The organism is Streptomyces sp. NPDC104831 (assembly GCF_055583025.1).
Genome location: NZ_JBVJOT010000066.1, coordinates 25,255 through 40,404, shown reverse-complemented (window position 1 = coordinate 40,404; position 15,150 = coordinate 25,255). Strand labels below are relative to the sequence as shown.

The 15,150-nt window shown below is 70.5% G+C and carries 20 protein-coding genes; 4 read left to right on the top strand and 16 right to left on the bottom strand.

Features of this window, described 5'->3' with window-relative positions; genetic code table 11:
- Positions 1–303: 303 nt before the first annotated feature.
- Together ACZ63H_RS32855 and ACZ63H_RS32850 are read right to left on the bottom strand one after the other, a co-directional pair.
- Positions 304–645: a hypothetical protein gene (locus ACZ63H_RS32855; RefSeq protein ID WP_467944080.1), complete on the bottom strand. Its 342-nt coding sequence runs from the start codon at positions 643–645 to the stop codon at positions 304–306.
- Positions 646–784: 139 nt separating this feature from the next.
- A complete protein-coding gene (locus tag ACZ63H_RS32850) occupies positions 785–979 on the bottom strand; it encodes a hypothetical protein (RefSeq protein WP_467944079.1) in 195 nt (64 codons plus the stop codon).
- Positions 980–1,535: 556 nt separating this feature from the next.
- Between ACZ63H_RS32850 and ACZ63H_RS32845 the strand changes: the two genes are divergently transcribed.
- Positions 1,536–2,702: an alanine--tRNA ligase-related protein gene (locus ACZ63H_RS32845; protein ID WP_467944078.1), complete on the top strand. Its 1,167-nt coding sequence runs from the start codon at positions 1,536–1,538 to the stop codon at positions 2,700–2,702.
- A gap of 86 nt (positions 2,703–2,788) precedes the next feature.
- Here ACZ63H_RS32845 and ACZ63H_RS32840 read toward each other — a convergent pair whose 3' ends face one another.
- The 6 genes from ACZ63H_RS32840 to ACZ63H_RS32815 form a co-directional block, all read right to left on the bottom strand.
- Positions 2,789–3,229, bottom strand: a complete 441-nt coding sequence (locus ACZ63H_RS32840; RefSeq protein ID WP_467944077.1) for an ASCH domain-containing protein — start codon at positions 3,227–3,229, stop codon at positions 2,789–2,791.
- 255 nt (positions 3,230–3,484) lie between these two features.
- Complete coding sequence (locus tag ACZ63H_RS32835; RefSeq protein ID WP_467944076.1) at positions 3,485–3,781, bottom strand: hypothetical protein; 297 nt, start codon at positions 3,779–3,781, stop codon at positions 3,485–3,487.
- A gap of 113 nt (positions 3,782–3,894) precedes the next feature.
- Positions 3,895–4,200: a hypothetical protein gene (locus ACZ63H_RS32830; RefSeq protein ID WP_467944075.1), complete on the bottom strand. Its 306-nt coding sequence runs from the start codon at positions 4,198–4,200 to the stop codon at positions 3,895–3,897.
- A 15-nt stretch (positions 4,201–4,215) separates the two neighbouring features.
- The gene (locus tag ACZ63H_RS32825) at positions 4,216–4,416 is read right to left on the bottom strand and encodes a hypothetical protein (protein ID WP_469871386.1); all 201 of its coding nucleotides are present in this window, start codon (positions 4,414–4,416) and stop codon (positions 4,216–4,218) included.
- Positions 4,413–5,393 carry an AAA family ATPase gene (locus ACZ63H_RS32820; protein ID WP_467944073.1) on the bottom strand — a complete coding sequence of 327 codons (981 nt, stop codon included), beginning with the start codon at positions 5,391–5,393 and terminating at the stop codon, positions 4,413–4,415. The genes ACZ63H_RS32825 and ACZ63H_RS32820 overlap by 4 nt, the downstream gene beginning before the upstream one ends.
- A 2-nt stretch (positions 5,394–5,395) precedes the next feature.
- Positions 5,396–5,563 (bottom strand): hypothetical protein, encoded by a 168-nt coding sequence (locus ACZ63H_RS32815; protein ID WP_467944072.1) that lies wholly within the window; start codon positions 5,561–5,563, stop codon positions 5,396–5,398.
- Positions 5,564–6,437: 874 nt separating this feature from the next.
- Between ACZ63H_RS32815 and ACZ63H_RS32810 the strand changes: the two genes are divergently transcribed.
- On the top strand, positions 6,438–7,304 hold the full coding sequence (locus ACZ63H_RS32810) for an NAD(P)H-binding protein (RefSeq protein WP_467944071.1): 867 nt from the start codon (positions 6,438–6,440) through the stop codon (positions 7,302–7,304).
- 128 nt (positions 7,305–7,432) lie between these two features.
- Positions 7,433–7,975, top strand: coding sequence for a DUF1707 domain-containing protein (locus ACZ63H_RS32805; protein WP_467944070.1), 543 nt, complete (start codon positions 7,433–7,435; stop codon positions 7,973–7,975).
- 36 nt (positions 7,976–8,011) lie between these two features.
- Here the strand turns inward: ACZ63H_RS32805 and ACZ63H_RS32800 are convergent, their stop codons facing one another.
- Positions 8,012–8,368, bottom strand: a complete 357-nt coding sequence (locus ACZ63H_RS32800) for a hypothetical protein (protein ID WP_467944069.1) — start codon at positions 8,366–8,368, stop codon at positions 8,012–8,014.
- Here ACZ63H_RS32800 and ACZ63H_RS32795 point away from each other — a divergent pair.
- The gene (locus tag ACZ63H_RS32795) at positions 8,356–8,658 is read left to right on the top strand and encodes a transposase (RefSeq protein ID WP_469871391.1); all 303 of its coding nucleotides are present in this window, start codon (positions 8,356–8,358) and stop codon (positions 8,656–8,658) included. The two genes, ACZ63H_RS32800 and ACZ63H_RS32795, sit on opposite strands and share 13 nt — an antisense overlap.
- Here ACZ63H_RS32795 and ACZ63H_RS32790 read toward each other — a convergent pair.
- The 7 genes from ACZ63H_RS32790 to ACZ63H_RS32760 all read right to left on the bottom strand — a co-directional run bounded on the left by ACZ63H_RS32790 (position 8,648) and on the right by ACZ63H_RS32760 (position 15,138).
- Positions 8,648–9,154 carry a hypothetical protein gene (locus tag ACZ63H_RS32790; RefSeq protein WP_469871384.1) on the bottom strand — a complete coding sequence of 169 codons (507 nt, stop codon included), beginning with the start codon at positions 9,152–9,154 and terminating at the stop codon, positions 8,648–8,650. The genes ACZ63H_RS32795 and ACZ63H_RS32790 overlap by 11 nt on opposite strands.
- A 321-nt stretch (positions 9,155–9,475) precedes the next feature.
- Positions 9,476–10,549, bottom strand: coding sequence for a hypothetical protein (locus ACZ63H_RS32785; RefSeq protein WP_467944066.1), 1,074 nt, complete (start codon positions 10,547–10,549; stop codon positions 9,476–9,478).
- Between the two features lie 327 nt (positions 10,550–10,876).
- Positions 10,877–11,146, bottom strand: a complete 270-nt coding sequence (locus tag ACZ63H_RS32780) for a hypothetical protein (protein WP_469871382.1) — start codon at positions 11,144–11,146, stop codon at positions 10,877–10,879.
- A 45-nt stretch (positions 11,147–11,191) separates the two neighbouring features.
- Positions 11,192–11,989, bottom strand: a complete 798-nt coding sequence (locus ACZ63H_RS32775; protein ID WP_469871380.1) for a hypothetical protein — start codon at positions 11,987–11,989, stop codon at positions 11,192–11,194.
- A gap of 120 nt (positions 11,990–12,109) precedes the next feature.
- Positions 12,110–12,646 (bottom strand): DUF6197 family protein, encoded by a 537-nt coding sequence (locus tag ACZ63H_RS32770; protein WP_469871378.1) that lies wholly within the window; start codon positions 12,644–12,646, stop codon positions 12,110–12,112.
- Between the two features lie 68 nt (positions 12,647–12,714).
- On the bottom strand, positions 12,715–12,903 hold the full coding sequence (locus ACZ63H_RS32765; protein ID WP_469871376.1) for a hypothetical protein: 189 nt from the start codon (positions 12,901–12,903) through the stop codon (positions 12,715–12,717).
- A gap of 87 nt (positions 12,904–12,990) precedes the next feature.
- Positions 12,991–15,138 carry a chromosome segregation protein ParM gene (locus tag ACZ63H_RS32760; protein ID WP_469871374.1) on the bottom strand — a complete coding sequence of 716 codons (2,148 nt, stop codon included), beginning with the start codon at positions 15,136–15,138 and terminating at the stop codon, positions 12,991–12,993.
- Between the last annotated feature and the right edge of the window lie 12 nt (positions 15,139–15,150).

The window sequence follows — 15,150 nt, the reverse complement described above, 5'->3', positions numbered from 1 at the left end:
CAGCAAAGGAAGAAAGCACCCACTGAGGGCAAGCCGACCCTGTCCTCCCCCCCTTCGGGGGTGTGGGTTTCCGGCCGGCCCCCGCCGGGGCGAGGGGCCCGCCCCCCACTGCGGTGTCGGGTGCTACTGGGTGGTCTCGGTGATGACGAGGAAGGTGTCGGTGGTCAGGTTTCATCACGACCCGGGCGTCCGGTGTGCCCTGGGCGCGCTGGGCGGCGGCGTATTCGTCGGCGGGCCAGAGGCCCCGGGGGTGTCCGGCGGGGAACCGCTCCAGGACGGTCCGCTGGGCAAGGCCGTCGGCGGTCATCGGGTGTCGCCTTCCTCGTAGGCGTCGATCAGGTCGCTGATTACCTCGGGGCTGGCGGCTTCGCCGACCCAGTGGCCGGACGCGGTGAACACCGGGACTTGGTCACGGTCGGCGTCGAACACGGCGATGTAGGTGCCGAACCGCTCCAGCAGGAGGTCATAGAGCACGGGGGCCGGGGCGGCCTCGAGGACCTCCAGACTGTCGACGCTGACGCGGGCCGGAGTGGTGGGGTCGTCGGGCTGGACGACGGTGCCAGTGACGCGCAGGAGGTCACCGGTGCGGATCTCGCGCAGCAGCACGTCGGCGATGCGCGGGTCGGCGGTGGTGCAGGTGTACACGGTGTCCGGGACGCCGGGGGCGGTTCGGTCCAGGACGGTGGGGGAGTGGATCAGATCGAAGCGGGCGATGCCCCAGCCGGTGTCGGGGTGGGGATCGCGTCGACGTAGCCGTCGATGGCCAGGTGCGTCTGGTGGTTCATCAGCGGGCCTCCACCGGGGGCTTGGTTGAGCGGGGTCGGGGGGAGTGTTGTGTGAGGACCAGGAGCTCGTGGTTGCGGCGCTTCTGGGCATCGGTGAGCGGGCGGGCCTTCGCGCCGTGGCGGTGCCAGAGCGGCGAGGCCGGCGGCTCCGGGTAGGCGAGGGCGTGGTCGACGTCGCGCTGGGTGCTGTTCATGAGTGCCTCCAGGTGGAGGGGGTCAGGCGTGGTCGTCGTCGTGCTGCCGGCGTTTGGGCTGGAGGTCGGAGGCGAACCGGCCGAGGCGGGCCTCGGTCGGGTTCGCGGCGATGCAGGTCTCCGCGCACTTCCCTGTCGAGTTCTTCTGTTCAGACCTGCAGGCCGCGCCTGTCGTCCGGGGACAGGTATGACTGAGCGCGCGTTATGGCGCTTCTGAGCATCAGAGGTGGCGAGGCAGCTTCACCGCTATCGGGTTCCGGCCGCTTGCCTGGCGGGACCCGCGCGAGGCCAGACGTTCTGGCGGAAAATTCGTGTGCCTCAAAGGACTGGGCGGGTTATTGTCGCCCGCATGAACGTCACCGGCCGAAGCGCCATCGCGACCGCGCGAGCGACCAGCTCGCCGGTTGCCGCCGTCTGACCTTCTCCCTTTCCCACCGGCGACCGGAAACGGCCCGTCGGTGGTCCCGTGGCGTTCTTGGCTTCTTGCCCCGGCGCGATGACCAGCGTGGTCCGTTATCCGGTGCCTTCCCCGCTGTGACGCGAAGGAGCCGCCCCCATGAACACGGAGACCATTGTCCGCACGTTCGTCGAGTACTTCGAGGAGCGTGATCACCGCCAGATCACCGGCTCGACGCTGCTGCCACCCCCTGGCGACTCGGTGCTGTTCACCACCTCCGGCATGCACCCGCTCACCCCGTATCTGGAGGGGCGCCCCCATCCGCTGGGCCAGCGGCTGGTCAATGTGCAGCGCTGTCTGCGCACCACGGATCTGGAGGAGGTCGGCGATGCCACCCATCTGACTGTCTTCGAGATGCTCGGCACCTGGTCACTGGGCGACTACGAGGGCTCACTGAGTCTCGGCTGGGGGTACAGGCTGCTCACCGATGGACTGGGGGTCGATCCGGGCTTGCTCCATGCCACCGTCTATGGCGGCGATGACCAGATCGGGCCAGACACTGCTTCCCTGCAGTTGTGGCAGGACCTCGACGTTCCCGTCGAGCTCACCGTGGAGGACAACTGGTGGTCCAACGGACCCGTCGGCCCGTGCGGCCCCGACTCGGAGATCTTCCTGTGGAGCGGTGACACCCCACCCCAGTCGACACCCACACGCGACGACCGCTGGGTAGAGGTCTGGAACCACGTGATGATGCGCCATCGTCGACTCGAGGACGGTTCCCTTGTGCCGCTTCCCCAACGCAACGTCGACACGGGGCTCGGCCTGGAGCGGCTGGCCTCTCTGCTGCAGGGCAAGTCGTCAGTGTTCGAGTGTGACGTCTTCGACCCCTGGCGCCGTATCGTGCCGGCTCTGTGGCCACTTGACGAGCCGTCGCTGCGCCTGGTCTACGACCACCTGCGATCAGCCATCGTGGTACTGGGCGACGGAGTGCGCCCGGCCAACACTGGACGGGGTTACGTGCTCCGCCGCCTGCTGCGACGAGTGCTCACCGTTCTGTGGCGGGACGATCCGTCGCGCGGTCTCGGAGACCTGCCGGACGAGTTGGTCTCACACACCCTGGACCACTTCCGCCAGGAAGTAGATCCCAGTGACGTGCGCCGACTGCTGCTCGAGGAGGAGTGCCGGTTCAGTCGGCTCCTTGAACGAGGTCGGCAGGTGCTTGCCCGACCCCGGTTCCAAGGCCCGCTGAAGGAGGAGGACTTCCGGTACCTCCACGACACCCACGGTCTGCCTCGCGATCTAGTCACAAGCCTGCGGCAAGAGTGATGGCGGGGACGAGAGTGGGTGCAGACCAAAATGAAGGAATCGGGCCTTACGGACTGCCCACAGCGGCTTTCTGCGACTGCGGCTGGTCACGGCCGGAAGTCGGGCAGCTGCGCAAGCACCCGCGTCAGCAGCTCCGGGGTCGGCTTCCACGGACCGAGCAGTCCGGTGGCGGGGACCGGCAGCGGCAGCTCCTGGATGTCGGTGAGGACCAAGTGCCAGGCGCCTGGGTGCGCCCACCGTGTGCAGGGCGGGGAGCCTTCGGTGTCCTGGTGGCAGTCGGTCAGGCGCGCGACGCCGAGGACGGCCCCGCTGGTCAGCTCCCGGCCGCGGATCGTGTGGGCGACCAGCGGGAGCCGCAGGGCGGCCGCGTCGATGCGCTGGCCGGCGTGCAGGAGCATCCAGCCCCGCCAGCTCCAGGGCTTGGGCCGGTTCTCGATGCTCTTGGCGCCGGTGAGGATGCAGGTGGCGTAGGGCTGCTGGACGGTGATGCCGCGGATCCAGTCGCCCTCGGGCAGAGTGATGGTCATGCGGCACACCCCCGTCCGGCCGGGGCCGACCGTCCGGCCCGGGTAGCGGTGAGCTGCTCGTGCAGCGCAACCGCCTGCTCGGTCCGGCCGGTGAAGGGCCGGGTGACGGTGGTCATCGCGGGGGTGCGTTGTCCGGTTCGGGTCCGGACGCGCGGGACGCAGTCCATACTGGGGATCTCCCTCTCGTCTCGTACGGGGTGGGTGGCCCGGGGCAGGCGGTTTGGTTGTCCGCCGTGCGCCTGTCCCGGGGCGTAGCTACAGCGCGACGTCGCTGTTCCAGCTGAGGGGGTTGTGCCAGAGGCCGGCCGTCGCGGCCGTCCACTCCAGCTCCCAGCCGGGCCGCAGCCCGCGCGCCGTCCAGGTGTCCGGCTGCCCGCTGGGGATCTCGCGTCCGGCCGTGTGCGCGGCGAGTGCTGCGTCGTACGCATGGTGCGCGCGGCTCAGGGCCGTAGCCGGGGAGTCGGCGACGCCGGTGAAGACGTGAAGTCCGCTTCGGCCTGGGTGGGCGGGATCGTGTATCGGGACGTCGACCTCGTAGGTGCGCAGGATCATGACGCCCATCTCCCTTCGTGCACTCGTGTGGTTAAGGGGACACTGCGACCGTCCCCGCCTCGGGCGGGTGCCGAGGCCGGGGCAGCACAGAGTGCGCTCAACCCGGTGAGGGGTCAGCCGGCCGTCGCGATGGCGTCGCGCAGGTGGGTGCGCGCCCGAGCCAGAAGCGCGCGCTGGCCGCTGTCCGGGCCGGTCAGTGCGTCGGTGAGGTAGCCGACGGCGTGGTCCAGATCCTCGCTGGCGCCCTTCCAGGTGCCGAGGCCGGAGAAGCCGAGGACGTCGCGGACCTCTTCGACCAGGCCGATGAAGACGGTCGCGGTCGCGCCGCGCGGTACCGGGATTTCGATGAGGGCGGCGAGGTCGGCGGCGAAGCAGGCGTGGAGCGCGGCGAAGGTGTCGGTGCGGGTCTGGACGGCCATGGCGGGGTCTCCTTGTCAGAAGTCGAGCCGGATGGTGATGGGGATGCGCGGGTCACGGGAGCGGGTGTGGACGGTGCCGCGGTGTGCGGCGAGGCCGGCGGCGCCGCCTTGGATCGGGAGATGACAGACGGGGCAGCCGTGCCACCACGCGTCACCGTCGGGGAGTTCGGCCGGGGTGAGCGGGTGCGGGTGCGGGCCGTCGGCGGCCCGGCTCATCCGCGGACCGCCTCGGTGTACTGCGCTTCGAGGTCGGCGCGGCCTTCGGGGTCGTCGTCCAGGTCGTGGTCGCTGGCCTCCTGGTCGAGGTCGTCGAAGCCGTCGTGGACGGTGCAGATGGTGTCCTCGTGCCGGTTCAAGCCGCCGGTCAGGGCTCGGACCAGGCAGGTGACGCTGTAGGCGGGAGCCCAGGCCGGAGCGGTGCATTCGTCGTCGTGCGGGCACGGCACCAGCACGTCGAATCCGTAGTCGCCCTCGCCGTCGACGTCGGTGCGCAGGGCGAGGGTGAGGTGCTGCTGGCCGAGGCGGATCTCCGCGACGCGGTCGCCGCCAGCGAGCGTCGAGCCGGGCTTCCACTGCCACAGCGGCAGGATCTCGGGACCGAAGAATCGGCGAACGAGGAGCAGGGCGCCCAGGCCGTCGCCGCCGTCCAGGCCGAGGTCCGCCTGGCGGTTCTGGCTCAGCCGCTCCAGGAACGGCCGCAGCCGGCCGAGGGCGTCGGCGAAGACGAATTTGCGGAAGCCTTCGGCCTTGAAGGTCCGTTGTGAGTCGACCATGTCCCTGTGCTGCTGGCGAACCACGGCGTCCGGCACCGTGCAGTTGGCCTGGCGCGGGCCCTGCCGCGTGATGCACACGGTGGCGGGGGTGGGGACCAGGACCGCGATGGGCAGCATGTTGTGTCGCAGGGCGGCGGCAACCAGCGGCTCCCGGGCGGCTCGGCTCACGTTGGTGGCGTCGACGACCGTGAACAGCCTGCGGCGCATCCTCGCTTCCAGGAGCAGGTGCAGGGCGGCGACCGCGTCACCGGTGGCCGCCTGGTCGCCGGCGTCGTCGCTGACCGTCTCGCGCAGCGCGTCCAGGGACAGGACCTGCGAGGCGGGCCAGGTGGCGGCGAGCGTGGACTTCCCGGCGCCGGAGGGGCCGATGAGGACCACGAGGCTGTGCTCGGGAATCGGCGGGTGGGTCGGCTCGGTCATGCTCACTCTCCTTGTGGGTGAAGGGTGCGGGCAGCCCGGAGGTGCTGTCCGGCGTTGTCAGTGATCAGCGAGGTGGTGAGGTCGTCCTGGGTCTGCTGGAGGGTCGGGGCGACGGTGGTCTCGGCCATGGCGATGGGGGCGGTGAAGGTGGGGGAGGGGTGAGGGTGCATGCTGGATGTCTCCCGGGCCCGGAAACGGGTGCGGGAGTGGGTGGCTGCCCCTTTTTGCCGATGCGCGGCCACCCTGCAGGTCCCCGCCCTCGGCCGTGTGGCCGGGGCGGGGCGCTGTCTGCCTAGTAGGGGGTCTCGGACTGTGGCTTCAGCTGCGGCTGGAGCGGGTGGCGGTGGTGGCCCGGGCGGTGTCGGCGAGCGGCACGGTCAGCTCGTGGCCGTGGTCGACGGCGTCCTCCAGGCGCTGGATGAGCTCGGGGGCCAGGCCTGGGTCGCCGGGCGCCGGTCAGGACGCTTTCGGAGTAGAGGACGTCGGCGAGGAGGCGGCTGCGGACGTCGAGGACGCCGGGCTGTACGGCCAAGGCGGTGGTGTTGCGGTGGCCAGGGCGGCGTGGTCGGCGGCCGCGCGGTAGGCGATCTCGGGCTGCTCGACTGGCGCCCGCCACGCCTATGAACCGCCCGTTCTTCCACGGGCAGTCCGGCGAGTGCTCGCCGATGGCCTCCTCGGGGGCGACGGCGCAGGCCGGTTTGTCGGCCATGCTGCGGCAGCGGTGGCAGTCCCTGACGATGCCTCGTCCTCATCGGACGGGAGCACATTCAGCCGCCGGCGGTGAGTCTCTGGCCGTCCCTCACCGAGACGTCAGGCGGAGCTATTGGGGCGGGTACGAGTCGTGATCGATGTGCGGGGGACGCCTGGGGCGGGTCCTGGATCGGCAGGTCGTCTTGCGCGACGCGATCGCCGCTGACGAGCCAGGACTGGGAGCTCATCGGCCGTGCTCGCCGATCGGCGAGTACGGCCTGTACCCGGCGTGGTCACGGCAGGAGTTCGACAGCGTCATTGAGTACCTCGGGGTCGTTCCGGAATACCTTGGGTATGGCCGAGGCTGAGCTGATCATGGGTGAGATTCTGGTGATTGGCGCGACCGGCAACGTCGGCCGACAAGTTGTTGTGCAGCTCCTGGCCGCAGGTGCCGCCGTGCGTGCATTAGCGCGTGAGCCCGAGTTGGCCGAGCTGCCTGAGGGGGTCAAGGTAGTGGGCGGGGACCTGACCCGGCTGGACACGCTGGAGGGAGCACTGGCCGGTAGCGACACGGTGTTCTTGATCTGGCCGTTCCTTACGACCGAGGGCGCCCCTGCCGTGCTGGAGGCGATTGCGGGGCATGTCCGCCGCATCGTCTATCTCTCATCGTCGGGGGTGAACGAAGACGCCGAACGCCAGACTGACCCGATCAACCAGCTCCACGCCGACATGGAGCGGCTGATCGAAAGGTCCGGAGTGGAATGGACCTTCCTAAGGGCGAACACCATCGCCTCCAACGCGCGAGGGTGGGCCGAGCAGATCCGCACCACGCACGTAGTCCGTGGTCCCGACATCGCCGCCACGGCGGTGATCCACGAACGCGACGTCGCGGCCGTGGCGGTACATGCGCTGACCGAAGACGGGCATGCGGGCATGAAATACGTCCTGACCGGCCCGCAGGTAATCAGCCGAGCCGAGCAGGTACACATGATCGGGGAAGCGATCGGCCACCCTGTGCGCTTCGAGAAGGTCCCGGTAGAGGTCGCACGTCAGCAGATGCTCGCTGATGGCAGGCCGCCCGCTCTCGTCGAGGCCCTGTTGGCCAGCGCTGATACGCGACCCGAGTCGAACCTGATCACATCCACGGTGGAAGAGATCACCGGGGCGCCGGCGCGCACGTTCCGCTCATGGGCGGAAGAGCACGCTGATAGTTTCCGCTAGTGCTGTGACCGCACAGGTTCGCCGGGTTGGACGATCAAGCTGACGAGCGGTTGGCCTCCCCATCGGATGCCTTGCCCGCTATGGACCTTGACGCGTTCACGTCGCCGATACGGCAGTAGGGTGAAACGGTGACCTCCTTACCGGAAGACTCGCCGCTGCCGATCGGCGAAGACGACCGTGATACGGCCGTGCAGCGCCTGCAGGAGGCGTACGCGGAAGGGCTCATCCAGCACGGGGAGTTGGATGAACGCCTCCACCAGGTGCTCACCGCCAAGGCGCACAGCGAGCTCGTGTCCGCTCTGGGCTCACTCCCGGCGGAGCACCCGGGCACCACGTCAACGATCGCTGCCGCCAGCGGACGGATCCAGCGGCGGGGCGCATGGCGGGTACCTCGGATCCTCAAGGTCGAGTCCGCATACGGAAGGGTGCGCCTGGATCTGTCCCGGGCGATCATGGAGCATCCGGTCGTTGATATCGAGCTGCAGCTCGGAACCGGCGGGGCCAGAATCACGGTGCCTCGCGACGCGGTCGTTGACGTCGAGGGTTTGCGCACTGGGTGGAAGGACCTGCGCTACAAGGCACCGCGGCGTTCCCGCCCCGGTGGGCCGACGGTCCGCATCTCTGGGACCATGGGATTCGGACGATTGAGGATCCGCCATGCCTGGCATTGAGGCTCCATCGGCACTAAGGCGTGGTCGAAATGTGGATCACAGGGTGGATGTATCTGCAGCCTGGTCGTAGAGCCGCTCGATCTCAGCGACCGCCTCAGGGAGGTGGTGGTTGGGCTTCTCGTGCCAGTAGTTCGCCAGTATGCCGGGGAGCCAGCGCAGATGGCGTTCGTACAGATCAGCACCTGCGGGGGTGGCTCGCAGGTCGCCATCTGCCTGCTCCAACAGACCGCAGTGGAGGGCGGCTGCTTCGTGGAGGTCAGCCCCGAAGAGCGATTTGAGGTACTGGTACCTGTCCGCGCGCTGCGGGTCGCGGGCTTCTTCGATCAGACCCCGGACCACGGCCAGGACGTGGACTGGGCTGATCACATCGTGCGGTGCTGATGACCGGCTCATTTCGCCATTGTCTCCTCTTCCTTGGGCCGGGACAGGAGATGCTCCGTTTTGTGACTCGTGGGGATCTCACAGACGAACAAGGGCGGCAACTGGCATCGCTGTTGCCGCCGGCGCCGAAGCTCGGTCGTCCTCCGCAGGACCGCAGGCAGGTCCTCAACGCGATCTGGTGGCGGGCCCGGACCGGTTCGCCGTGGAGGGCTGCGCCCGAGCGATGCGGGCCGCGGGAGGCAGCCCCGGACGCCGCGCGGACGCATTCGATGCGTGTACGGCGCGGGCTGGTCACCGGGTGACGGCCTTGGCCGTGGCGATGAGCGCGGCGACGGTCTCCCATCCGTGGTGCCAGGAGTGGTCGAGGTGGAAGGCGCCGTTGATGCCGTGCGAGGCCAGCTTGTAGAAGTTGGTCTTGCCGGTCTTGTCGGCGAGCTTCTCCAGGACGCCGTGGCCGGGCACTCGCCGGTCCGCGATGTAGTGCGTGCCGAAGGACAGGGCGAGCGCGGCCGCGGCCGCGCCGGCGTGGACCCGGATGCCCAGCGCGCGGGCTCCGAGCCCGGCGACGACCGCCTGGGTGGCGGTGTAGGTGAAGCAGTGATGCAGGCACGCCTTGCGGCCGTCGGCGGTGCCGTGGGTGGTCTTTTCCTTGGTGACCGGGTCCTCGTAGGTCACCGGGGCGTCGTCGGTGGCGCCCTTCACGCGGGCGCAGAAGTCGTTCTGAACCCAGAAGTCGCCGACCGCGCTGGCGGCGCGGGTCAGTCCAAGGAGGGCGGCGAAGACGGCGGGACGATGCATGCTGGAGGTCTCCTGATCTCGAAGAAGGTGAGGGAACCGGGTGGCCGGCCCTTTGCCGATACGCGGCCACCCGGCGGTCCGACCCCGGTCGGTGCGGCCGGGTTGGGTCGTTTAAGAACGGGGGCTCGTTGTCCGGCCAGGCCGGGACGGGCAGGAACCGCACACGCAGCTCACGCCGGTCCGACCAGCAGCTGCACGCCTCCATCTACGGAGTGCGGGCAGGATCTGCTTCGCTGCCACGTGGTCGCGGATCCAAGCCGTCCCGGCCGGAAGCATGGCCACGGCCAGGTTTGCGAGGACGGACATGCAGAATCTGCCCGTTCACACGGCCGTGGATGCGGCTTGGTCCTCCTGGCCCGGCTGGACGGTGCCGTTCTTGCGGCGGGCGAGCTGCTTGTCGAACTGGGCCTGCCACTTCTCCGGGTCGTAGCCGGCGTTCTTCGCGGCGTCCCAGACGAACTCGCCGAGCGCGCCGTCGTCGAGCTGACCGGCGGTCTCGGCAACCACGGCGGCGGCGAGTTTCGGGTCGGCGCGGTGCAGGGCTTCGAGGTAGCGGTAGGCGCTCCAGGCCATGACGCCGGAGGTGGCGTAGGCGGCGAATGCCTGGGAGGAGATGTCGGTGGCGAACATCTCGTGTGTGGTGCGCAGGGTGTGCTTGAGCAGGTCCTCGACCGTCTCTGCGATGCTCTCTCCGGCCTCGTAGCGGCGGCAGCCGACTTCGGCGGCGGGAATGCCGTCCGCCATGGTGGCTGCCTCACTGACGGACAGGGCCGGCTGCCACAAGGTGTGGACCTGGCCGAGAGTGGTGAGCGTCTCGGCGCCCACGCCGTCACGTCGGGTTCGGGCGGGCATCTGAGCGCCCAGGAAGTCCTCGCCAACGATGAGGACGGTCTGCTCGTCGGCGGTGACACGGACGCGGACCATGTCGTCAGCCGCGGTGAACCGGCCCAGCAACCGGGTGTCCAGGACCGGGAACTCGCCGCCGGTTCCGTCGGTCTGCTCGAGGACGCCGCGCAGGATGCCCCGCCAGTCGAAGAAGGCCAGGCTGTCGTCGACCGCGACACCGAGCTCGCTGCGCCGTGCGGAGAACCGGACGCGTCCTTCTGCGAGGGTGATGCTGACCGGGGCGCTGCCGGGCTGGGCGCCGGCCCATTCGCGCAGCGCGGTCAGGCAGCCGGCCGGGAGGGTGCGGGCGAACGGCTCAGCCGCATCGAGGCCGTGGTGGCGGTAGCGGGCGGCGGCCACGGTGTACCGGTCGCTGGCGACCGCGTACAGGAAGGCGGCGTCGGCCTCCAGGCGGACGCCGTGCAGCGGCTCGGTGAACTCGTCGCCGATGTGGCCGATCGTCCGGTCGATCAAGCGGCCGAGCTGGTGGGCGTTGATGGTGACGGGCACAGGTGCCTCCTCGTGAAGAGGGTGGAGTGGACGGGCGTCAGGACGCGGGGCGGCCGGCTAGGTGGTCCAGGCGCCGGGCAGCCGGTCGGGACGGTGCGGGTAGCGGGAGCCGGGACGCTGCGGGCGAGGCCGGCCGATCCGGCGGCGCGGGCGGGGGATGAGCACGAGTGATCTCCTCCAGTGGTCGGTGGGCAGCGCTGCGTCCCGCCGACGTCGTGCTGGTGTAGGCGGGACGCAGCGGGTGGGGCGTTCGGCCTGGCGGCCTGTCCGGTCCTCGCCCGGCCCCCGGGGGGTCGGGGCGGGGCGAGGGCCAGGCAGGGTGTCAGGTCAGTGGGCGGGGCGTAAGCGGCGGATGACCCATGACCGCAGCCGGTCGAAGCGGTTCGGGTGGATGTGCCGCCAGGCGGTGGGCCACAGGCCGTGTTCGGTGGGGAAGGCGTGGGACGCGCCGCACGTGCACGTCCAGGCGTACGGCTGGGGGCGCGTGTCGTCGCGGGTCGCGGTGACTTTGACGGGGAGGCCGTCGTGGCTCCCGTGGAAGGTGCCGACCCAGAACTCGGTCCGCTCAGGCTGTGTCTTCTCACGCTGTGTCTGCATCGGGTTCCTTCGGCGTGGTGGCGGCCGGACAGTGCGCGTGCGAGGTCAGCGCTGGAACAGGTCGACGTTGTCGGGACGGTGGTCGTCGCCCGACGGGGCGGGGGCGGGGATCGTGGTGTGCAGGTGGAGCTCGGGGCTGAACTGGTACTGCGGCGGGTGGTTGTAGATGAGGGGCCGCAGGGTCAGGCCGCGCAGGGCGAAGATGCTGGCCAGTGCCCACATGAGGGCGGCGAGTCCGGTGGCGGCGGCGCGGCCCCCGGCCGGGGCGGCGGACCAGATCATGGCGAGGCTGCCGATGCCGAACAGCACCCAGGTGATGCGGGCGCCGGCGTTGCCGAAGAAGCCGCCGACCAGGGCGAGCAGCCCGGTCAGTTGCCAGAACGCGTACAGGGCGGCGGGGGCGACGGCGAGGTGCGCGGCCTGGTCGGCGAGGAACACGCGGACGGGGTGGTCGACCGTGCCCCACAGGCCGCTGCCGTCGCGAGCGCTGGTGGCCGGGACGTCGGACAGACCCTTGAGTGCGGCGGAGGTGATGTCGCCGGCGGCATCCAGCAGGACGATGACCGCGCAGACCCCGGTGAGGCTGAGCACGGCCTTGATCCAGTTGGCCATCTCGTGCCAGCCGAGGCGCCGGGCCTGGAACAGGTCCTCCCACCGCTCGTACAGGAAGCCGCCCTGTTCCCAGGACGCCTCCCATACCTGGCGCAGCCCGGCGAAGCGCTTCGGGCGGGGCCATTCCTTCGCGTCGGGCGGCGGGGGCGTCTGGTTGAGCAGGTCGAGGAAGTTCGGGTTGTGCTGGCCGTTGATGGGCTGGCCCTTGACGGGCTTGTCGTCGGACTGCATGGCGGGGCGTCTCCCTCGCTCGGATGAGTGTGATGGACGGTGGTGCGCAGGCCGGACGGCCTGGCCCGCACCCGACCGCGAGGGGGACGGGTGCGAGGCAGGTGGTCCGGAGCAGCGGCTTCAGAGGCCGCGGGAGTCGGCGAGGTGGGCGGCCTGGTCGACCATGCGCAGCGGGGTGCGGCCGGTGGCGAACGCGTCGTTGAAGGAGGGCACGGAGTCGACGTCGTCGCCGAACTGGCGGCGGATGGCGTCCAGGAGCACGGCGATCGCGCTGGCTTCCAGGCTGTTGTCGCCGCCGGCCTCGGCCCGGATGGCTCCGAGCATGCAGCGGGCGCCGTCCTCGTCGACCAGGACGTCCTTGCACCAGCCGCCGGTGAGCAGCCGGTGGTGCGCACGCTGCAGCAGGGCCGCGACCGGTGTCGGGTACAGCTCCGGCAGCGGGGCCGGGCCGGTGTCGACGGGGCCGGTGACGACGTCGGCCAGGTTCACGGGCTCGATGTCGATGTGCGCGGTGTTGACCTCGTAGGCGACGGCCGCCTCGTCCAGCTTCACGGTCATCGCCGCGTCGATCAGGGTGAGGCGTTCCTCGAGGGACAGCTCCGGTGGGACAGGAGCTGCGGTGGTCGCGGTCTGTCTGTAGGGGTGGGTCTGGGGCATCGGGGGCTCCCTGGGCGTCGAAGGGTGTGGGGCGGGTGTGGCGGCCTTCGACGCCGGCGGCCGGGCGGTCAGAGGCTGGCGATCCAGCCGGTGACGGTGCTGGTGGCGCTGGTGATGACGGGGGCGGCGCCGGTGGAGGCGAGGAAGAAGCCGAACCCGGTGCAGGGCAGGGCGGGTGCGAGGCGTACGGAGCCGCCTCGGATGAGGACGACGACGATGATGCCGAGCAGGACGACGGCGGAGATCGATACGGCCACGGGCGGTGTGTCCTTCGCAGGTGCGGGCAGGACCCGGCCGGATGGCCGGGCCCTGCGAGGGGGCTGGGTGAGGGGCGGTGGGTCGGGTCAGACGCCGGAGAGGTTCTTGATGGCCTCCAGTGCCTGGCGGGGGGAGGCGGCCTGCTCGGAGCGGTGGTTGCCGTTCTTGGTGCCGCGCCCGCTTCCGCTGTTGCCGCCGCCTCCGCCACCGCGCCGGCGGGGGCGGCCGTCGTCCTCGTCGCCTTCGTCGGGCTCGGGCCAGAACTCGCCGGGCCTTACGGGCTCGTTCCAGTCGAACCACAGGCCGCGCTTGTCCAGCTCGCTGATCTCGTGGTCGGTGAGCCGGTAGACCTCGTCGGGGAACAGCCGGGAGAGGTCGGTGTCGAAGTCGGCGTACAGCGACCGCATGAGGACGGCGCGGCCGTTGTCGAGGACGATGACGGCGACGCCGCCGGTGGAGACGCCGTTTTCGGGGTCGGCCTCGCCGCGCATGGCCCGCTCGATCGCGGATCCTTCGGTGCGGGAGTAGCGGGCCGGGATGGTCGGCACGTCGTACGGGTTCTCCATGGTGCCCTCCGCGGCTTTGCGGGTGGCGGCCGGTGAGCCCATGTTGAAGATCACGGGCCTGGAGTTCTGCCGCAGGTTGTCCTTCATCTCCGTGGAGAATCCGTTGTGTGCGAACGGGCTCTGGCCGGCCGGGTTGAAGCCGATGCCGTACTTCAGGCCGGTGACCGTGAGGTCGTCGCCGTCCTTCTGGATGAACTCGCCGAAGTCCGGGTCCTGGGCGGCGGTCATGAACTCGTCCGCGTAGACGTTCAGCTGGCGGTAGGGGCAGCGCGGGTCGCCGGGCTTGTAGTCGTGCGGCTGGCCGTCGTGGGGCCAGGGCATCTCGGCCCTGATCTCGCACAGTGCCTTCGCCGCCCGCAGGGAGCGGGCCATCCACAGGGCGTTCGAGCCCTGCCGGTCGATGTACTTCCCGAGGACGGTGGTCTTCTCGTCCTTGCGGACGGTGGCCAGCCACACCACCTGGCAGGCCAGGGACTGGGCGGCCATGTTGATCGCGAAGAACTGGGTTTTCCCGGAGCGGGAGACGCCGAGGGTGAGGCCGTGGGCCGGGGCGTTCTTGTCGTGCTGGTACACCATGGTCTTCACCGGCTGGCCGGTGATGGTGAACCCGCACACGTACATGCCCTTGGCGTCCGGGGTGAGCAGCTCGCGGGTGGCGGGGAAGATCTGGGACAGCGGCGGGGTGTCGAACGCGCTGATCAGGAACTCCGAGCCGTCGATGAGGACGAATACGCAGGAGTCGTCCTCGGGCAGGTCCAGTCCGCGGCAGACCTTGGGCAGGTCGATGCGCGGGGACTCAGTGGAGTCGGTCATCTTCGCCCGGTAGAACGTCACCCCGCGTTCGTTGTCGCGGGTTTTGTGGACCAGCTCGGAGCCAGGAGCGCCGCCCTTGGGGCCGGCCACCCGGTCCGCCCAGCGCTCGGCGTCGGTCGGCTGGGTACGCCGCCTCGCGTTGGCCTCGGGGGTGACGAGGGCCTCCATCCAGCCGGGGCCTCCCTGGCGGCCGGGCTGGATGGCGACGTCCGCGAGGGTGACGTCGGCGGCGGCCACGCCGAACGCGGCTCCGACGGCCTCCGGGGTCAGGCCGCTGATGGGCCGGCCGGTCTCCGAGGCGCGCAACAGGACTGTGAGGTCGTGGTGCATGCCGGGGTGCCGGGTGGCCTTGACGATGTGGGTGCGGGCGGGCATCCCGGCTCGCTCCCACAGGATCCGGGCCTCGCGGGTGAGATGGTCGGCGCCGTCGTCCGGCTGGGCCACGCTCGGCTCCGGCGCAGCCACGGCGGGCATCAGCTGAGGGGCGGGGGCGGCGAGGGCGGGCCGGTGGCCCCGGCGGGTGTGCCGGGAGAACGGCATGACCACGAATCCGGCCGCCGCCCATCCGGCGGCGATCAGCCCGTCGAGCCAGTAGGGGCCGAGGCCGGGAGTGTGCTTGGCGGCGACGTCGACGGCGGCGGCCAGGACCAGCGGGGACCAGCGCAGGATCTTGCGACCGGCGCCGGGCTCGTCGCTCTTGGCGGCCAGGACCCAGCCGCCGATCCCGGCGGCGCCGGCCAGCTGCACCACGGTGTTGACGGGGCTGTCGGGGAAGGCGTTCGGGGCCACGGCCAGCACGGGCGCGGCGAGGGTGTAGGCGAGGCGTTCGAGCGCGGCACTGCGCGGCGTGGTCACTGGTGTACTCCT

Bases quoted from the DNA above. Each gene is read 5' to 3' on its own strand.
- ACZ63H_RS32850 (WP_467944079.1), bottom strand. From the start codon at position 979: ATGAACAGCACCCAGCGCGACGTCGACCACGCCCTCGCCTACCCGGAG.
- ACZ63H_RS32845 (WP_467944078.1), top strand. From the start codon at position 1,536: ATGAACACGGAGACCATTGTCCGCACGTTCGTCGAGTACTTCGAGGAG.
- ACZ63H_RS32840 (WP_467944077.1), bottom strand. From the start codon at position 3,229: ATGACCATCACTCTGCCCGAGGGCGACTGGATCCGCGGCATCACCGTC.
- ACZ63H_RS32835 (WP_467944076.1), bottom strand. From the start codon at position 3,781: ATGATCCTGCGCACCTACGAGGTCGACGTCCCGATACACGATCCCGCC.
- ACZ63H_RS32830 (WP_467944075.1), bottom strand. From the start codon at position 4,200: ATGGCCGTCCAGACCCGCACCGACACCTTCGCCGCGCTCCACGCCTGC.
- ACZ63H_RS32825 (WP_469871386.1), bottom strand. From the start codon at position 4,416: ATGAGCCGGGCCGCCGACGGCCCGCACCCGCACCCGCTCACCCCGGCC.
- ACZ63H_RS32820 (WP_467944073.1), bottom strand. From the start codon at position 5,393: ATGACCGAGCCGACCCACCCGCCGATTCCCGAGCACAGCCTCGTGGTC.
- ACZ63H_RS32815 (WP_467944072.1), bottom strand. From the start codon at position 5,563: ATGCACCCTCACCCCTCCCCCACCTTCACCGCCCCCATCGCCATGGCC.
- ACZ63H_RS32810 (WP_467944071.1), top strand. From the start codon at position 6,438: ATGGCCGAGGCTGAGCTGATCATGGGTGAGATTCTGGTGATTGGCGCG.
- ACZ63H_RS32795 (WP_469871391.1), top strand. From the start codon at position 8,356: ATGACCGGCTCATTTCGCCATTGTCTCCTCTTCCTTGGGCCGGGACAG.
- ACZ63H_RS32800 (WP_467944069.1), bottom strand. From the start codon at position 8,368: ATGAGCCGGTCATCAGCACCGCACGATGTGATCAGCCCAGTCCACGTC.
- ACZ63H_RS32790 (WP_469871384.1), bottom strand. From the start codon at position 9,154: ATGCATCGTCCCGCCGTCTTCGCCGCCCTCCTTGGACTGACCCGCGCC.
- ACZ63H_RS32780 (WP_469871382.1), bottom strand. From the start codon at position 11,146: ATGCAGACACAGCGTGAGAAGACACAGCCTGAGCGGACCGAGTTCTGG.
- ACZ63H_RS32775 (WP_469871380.1), bottom strand. From the start codon at position 11,989: ATGCAGTCCGACGACAAGCCCGTCAAGGGCCAGCCCATCAACGGCCAG.
- ACZ63H_RS32770 (WP_469871378.1), bottom strand. From the start codon at position 12,646: ATGCCCCAGACCCACCCCTACAGACAGACCGCGACCACCGCAGCTCCT.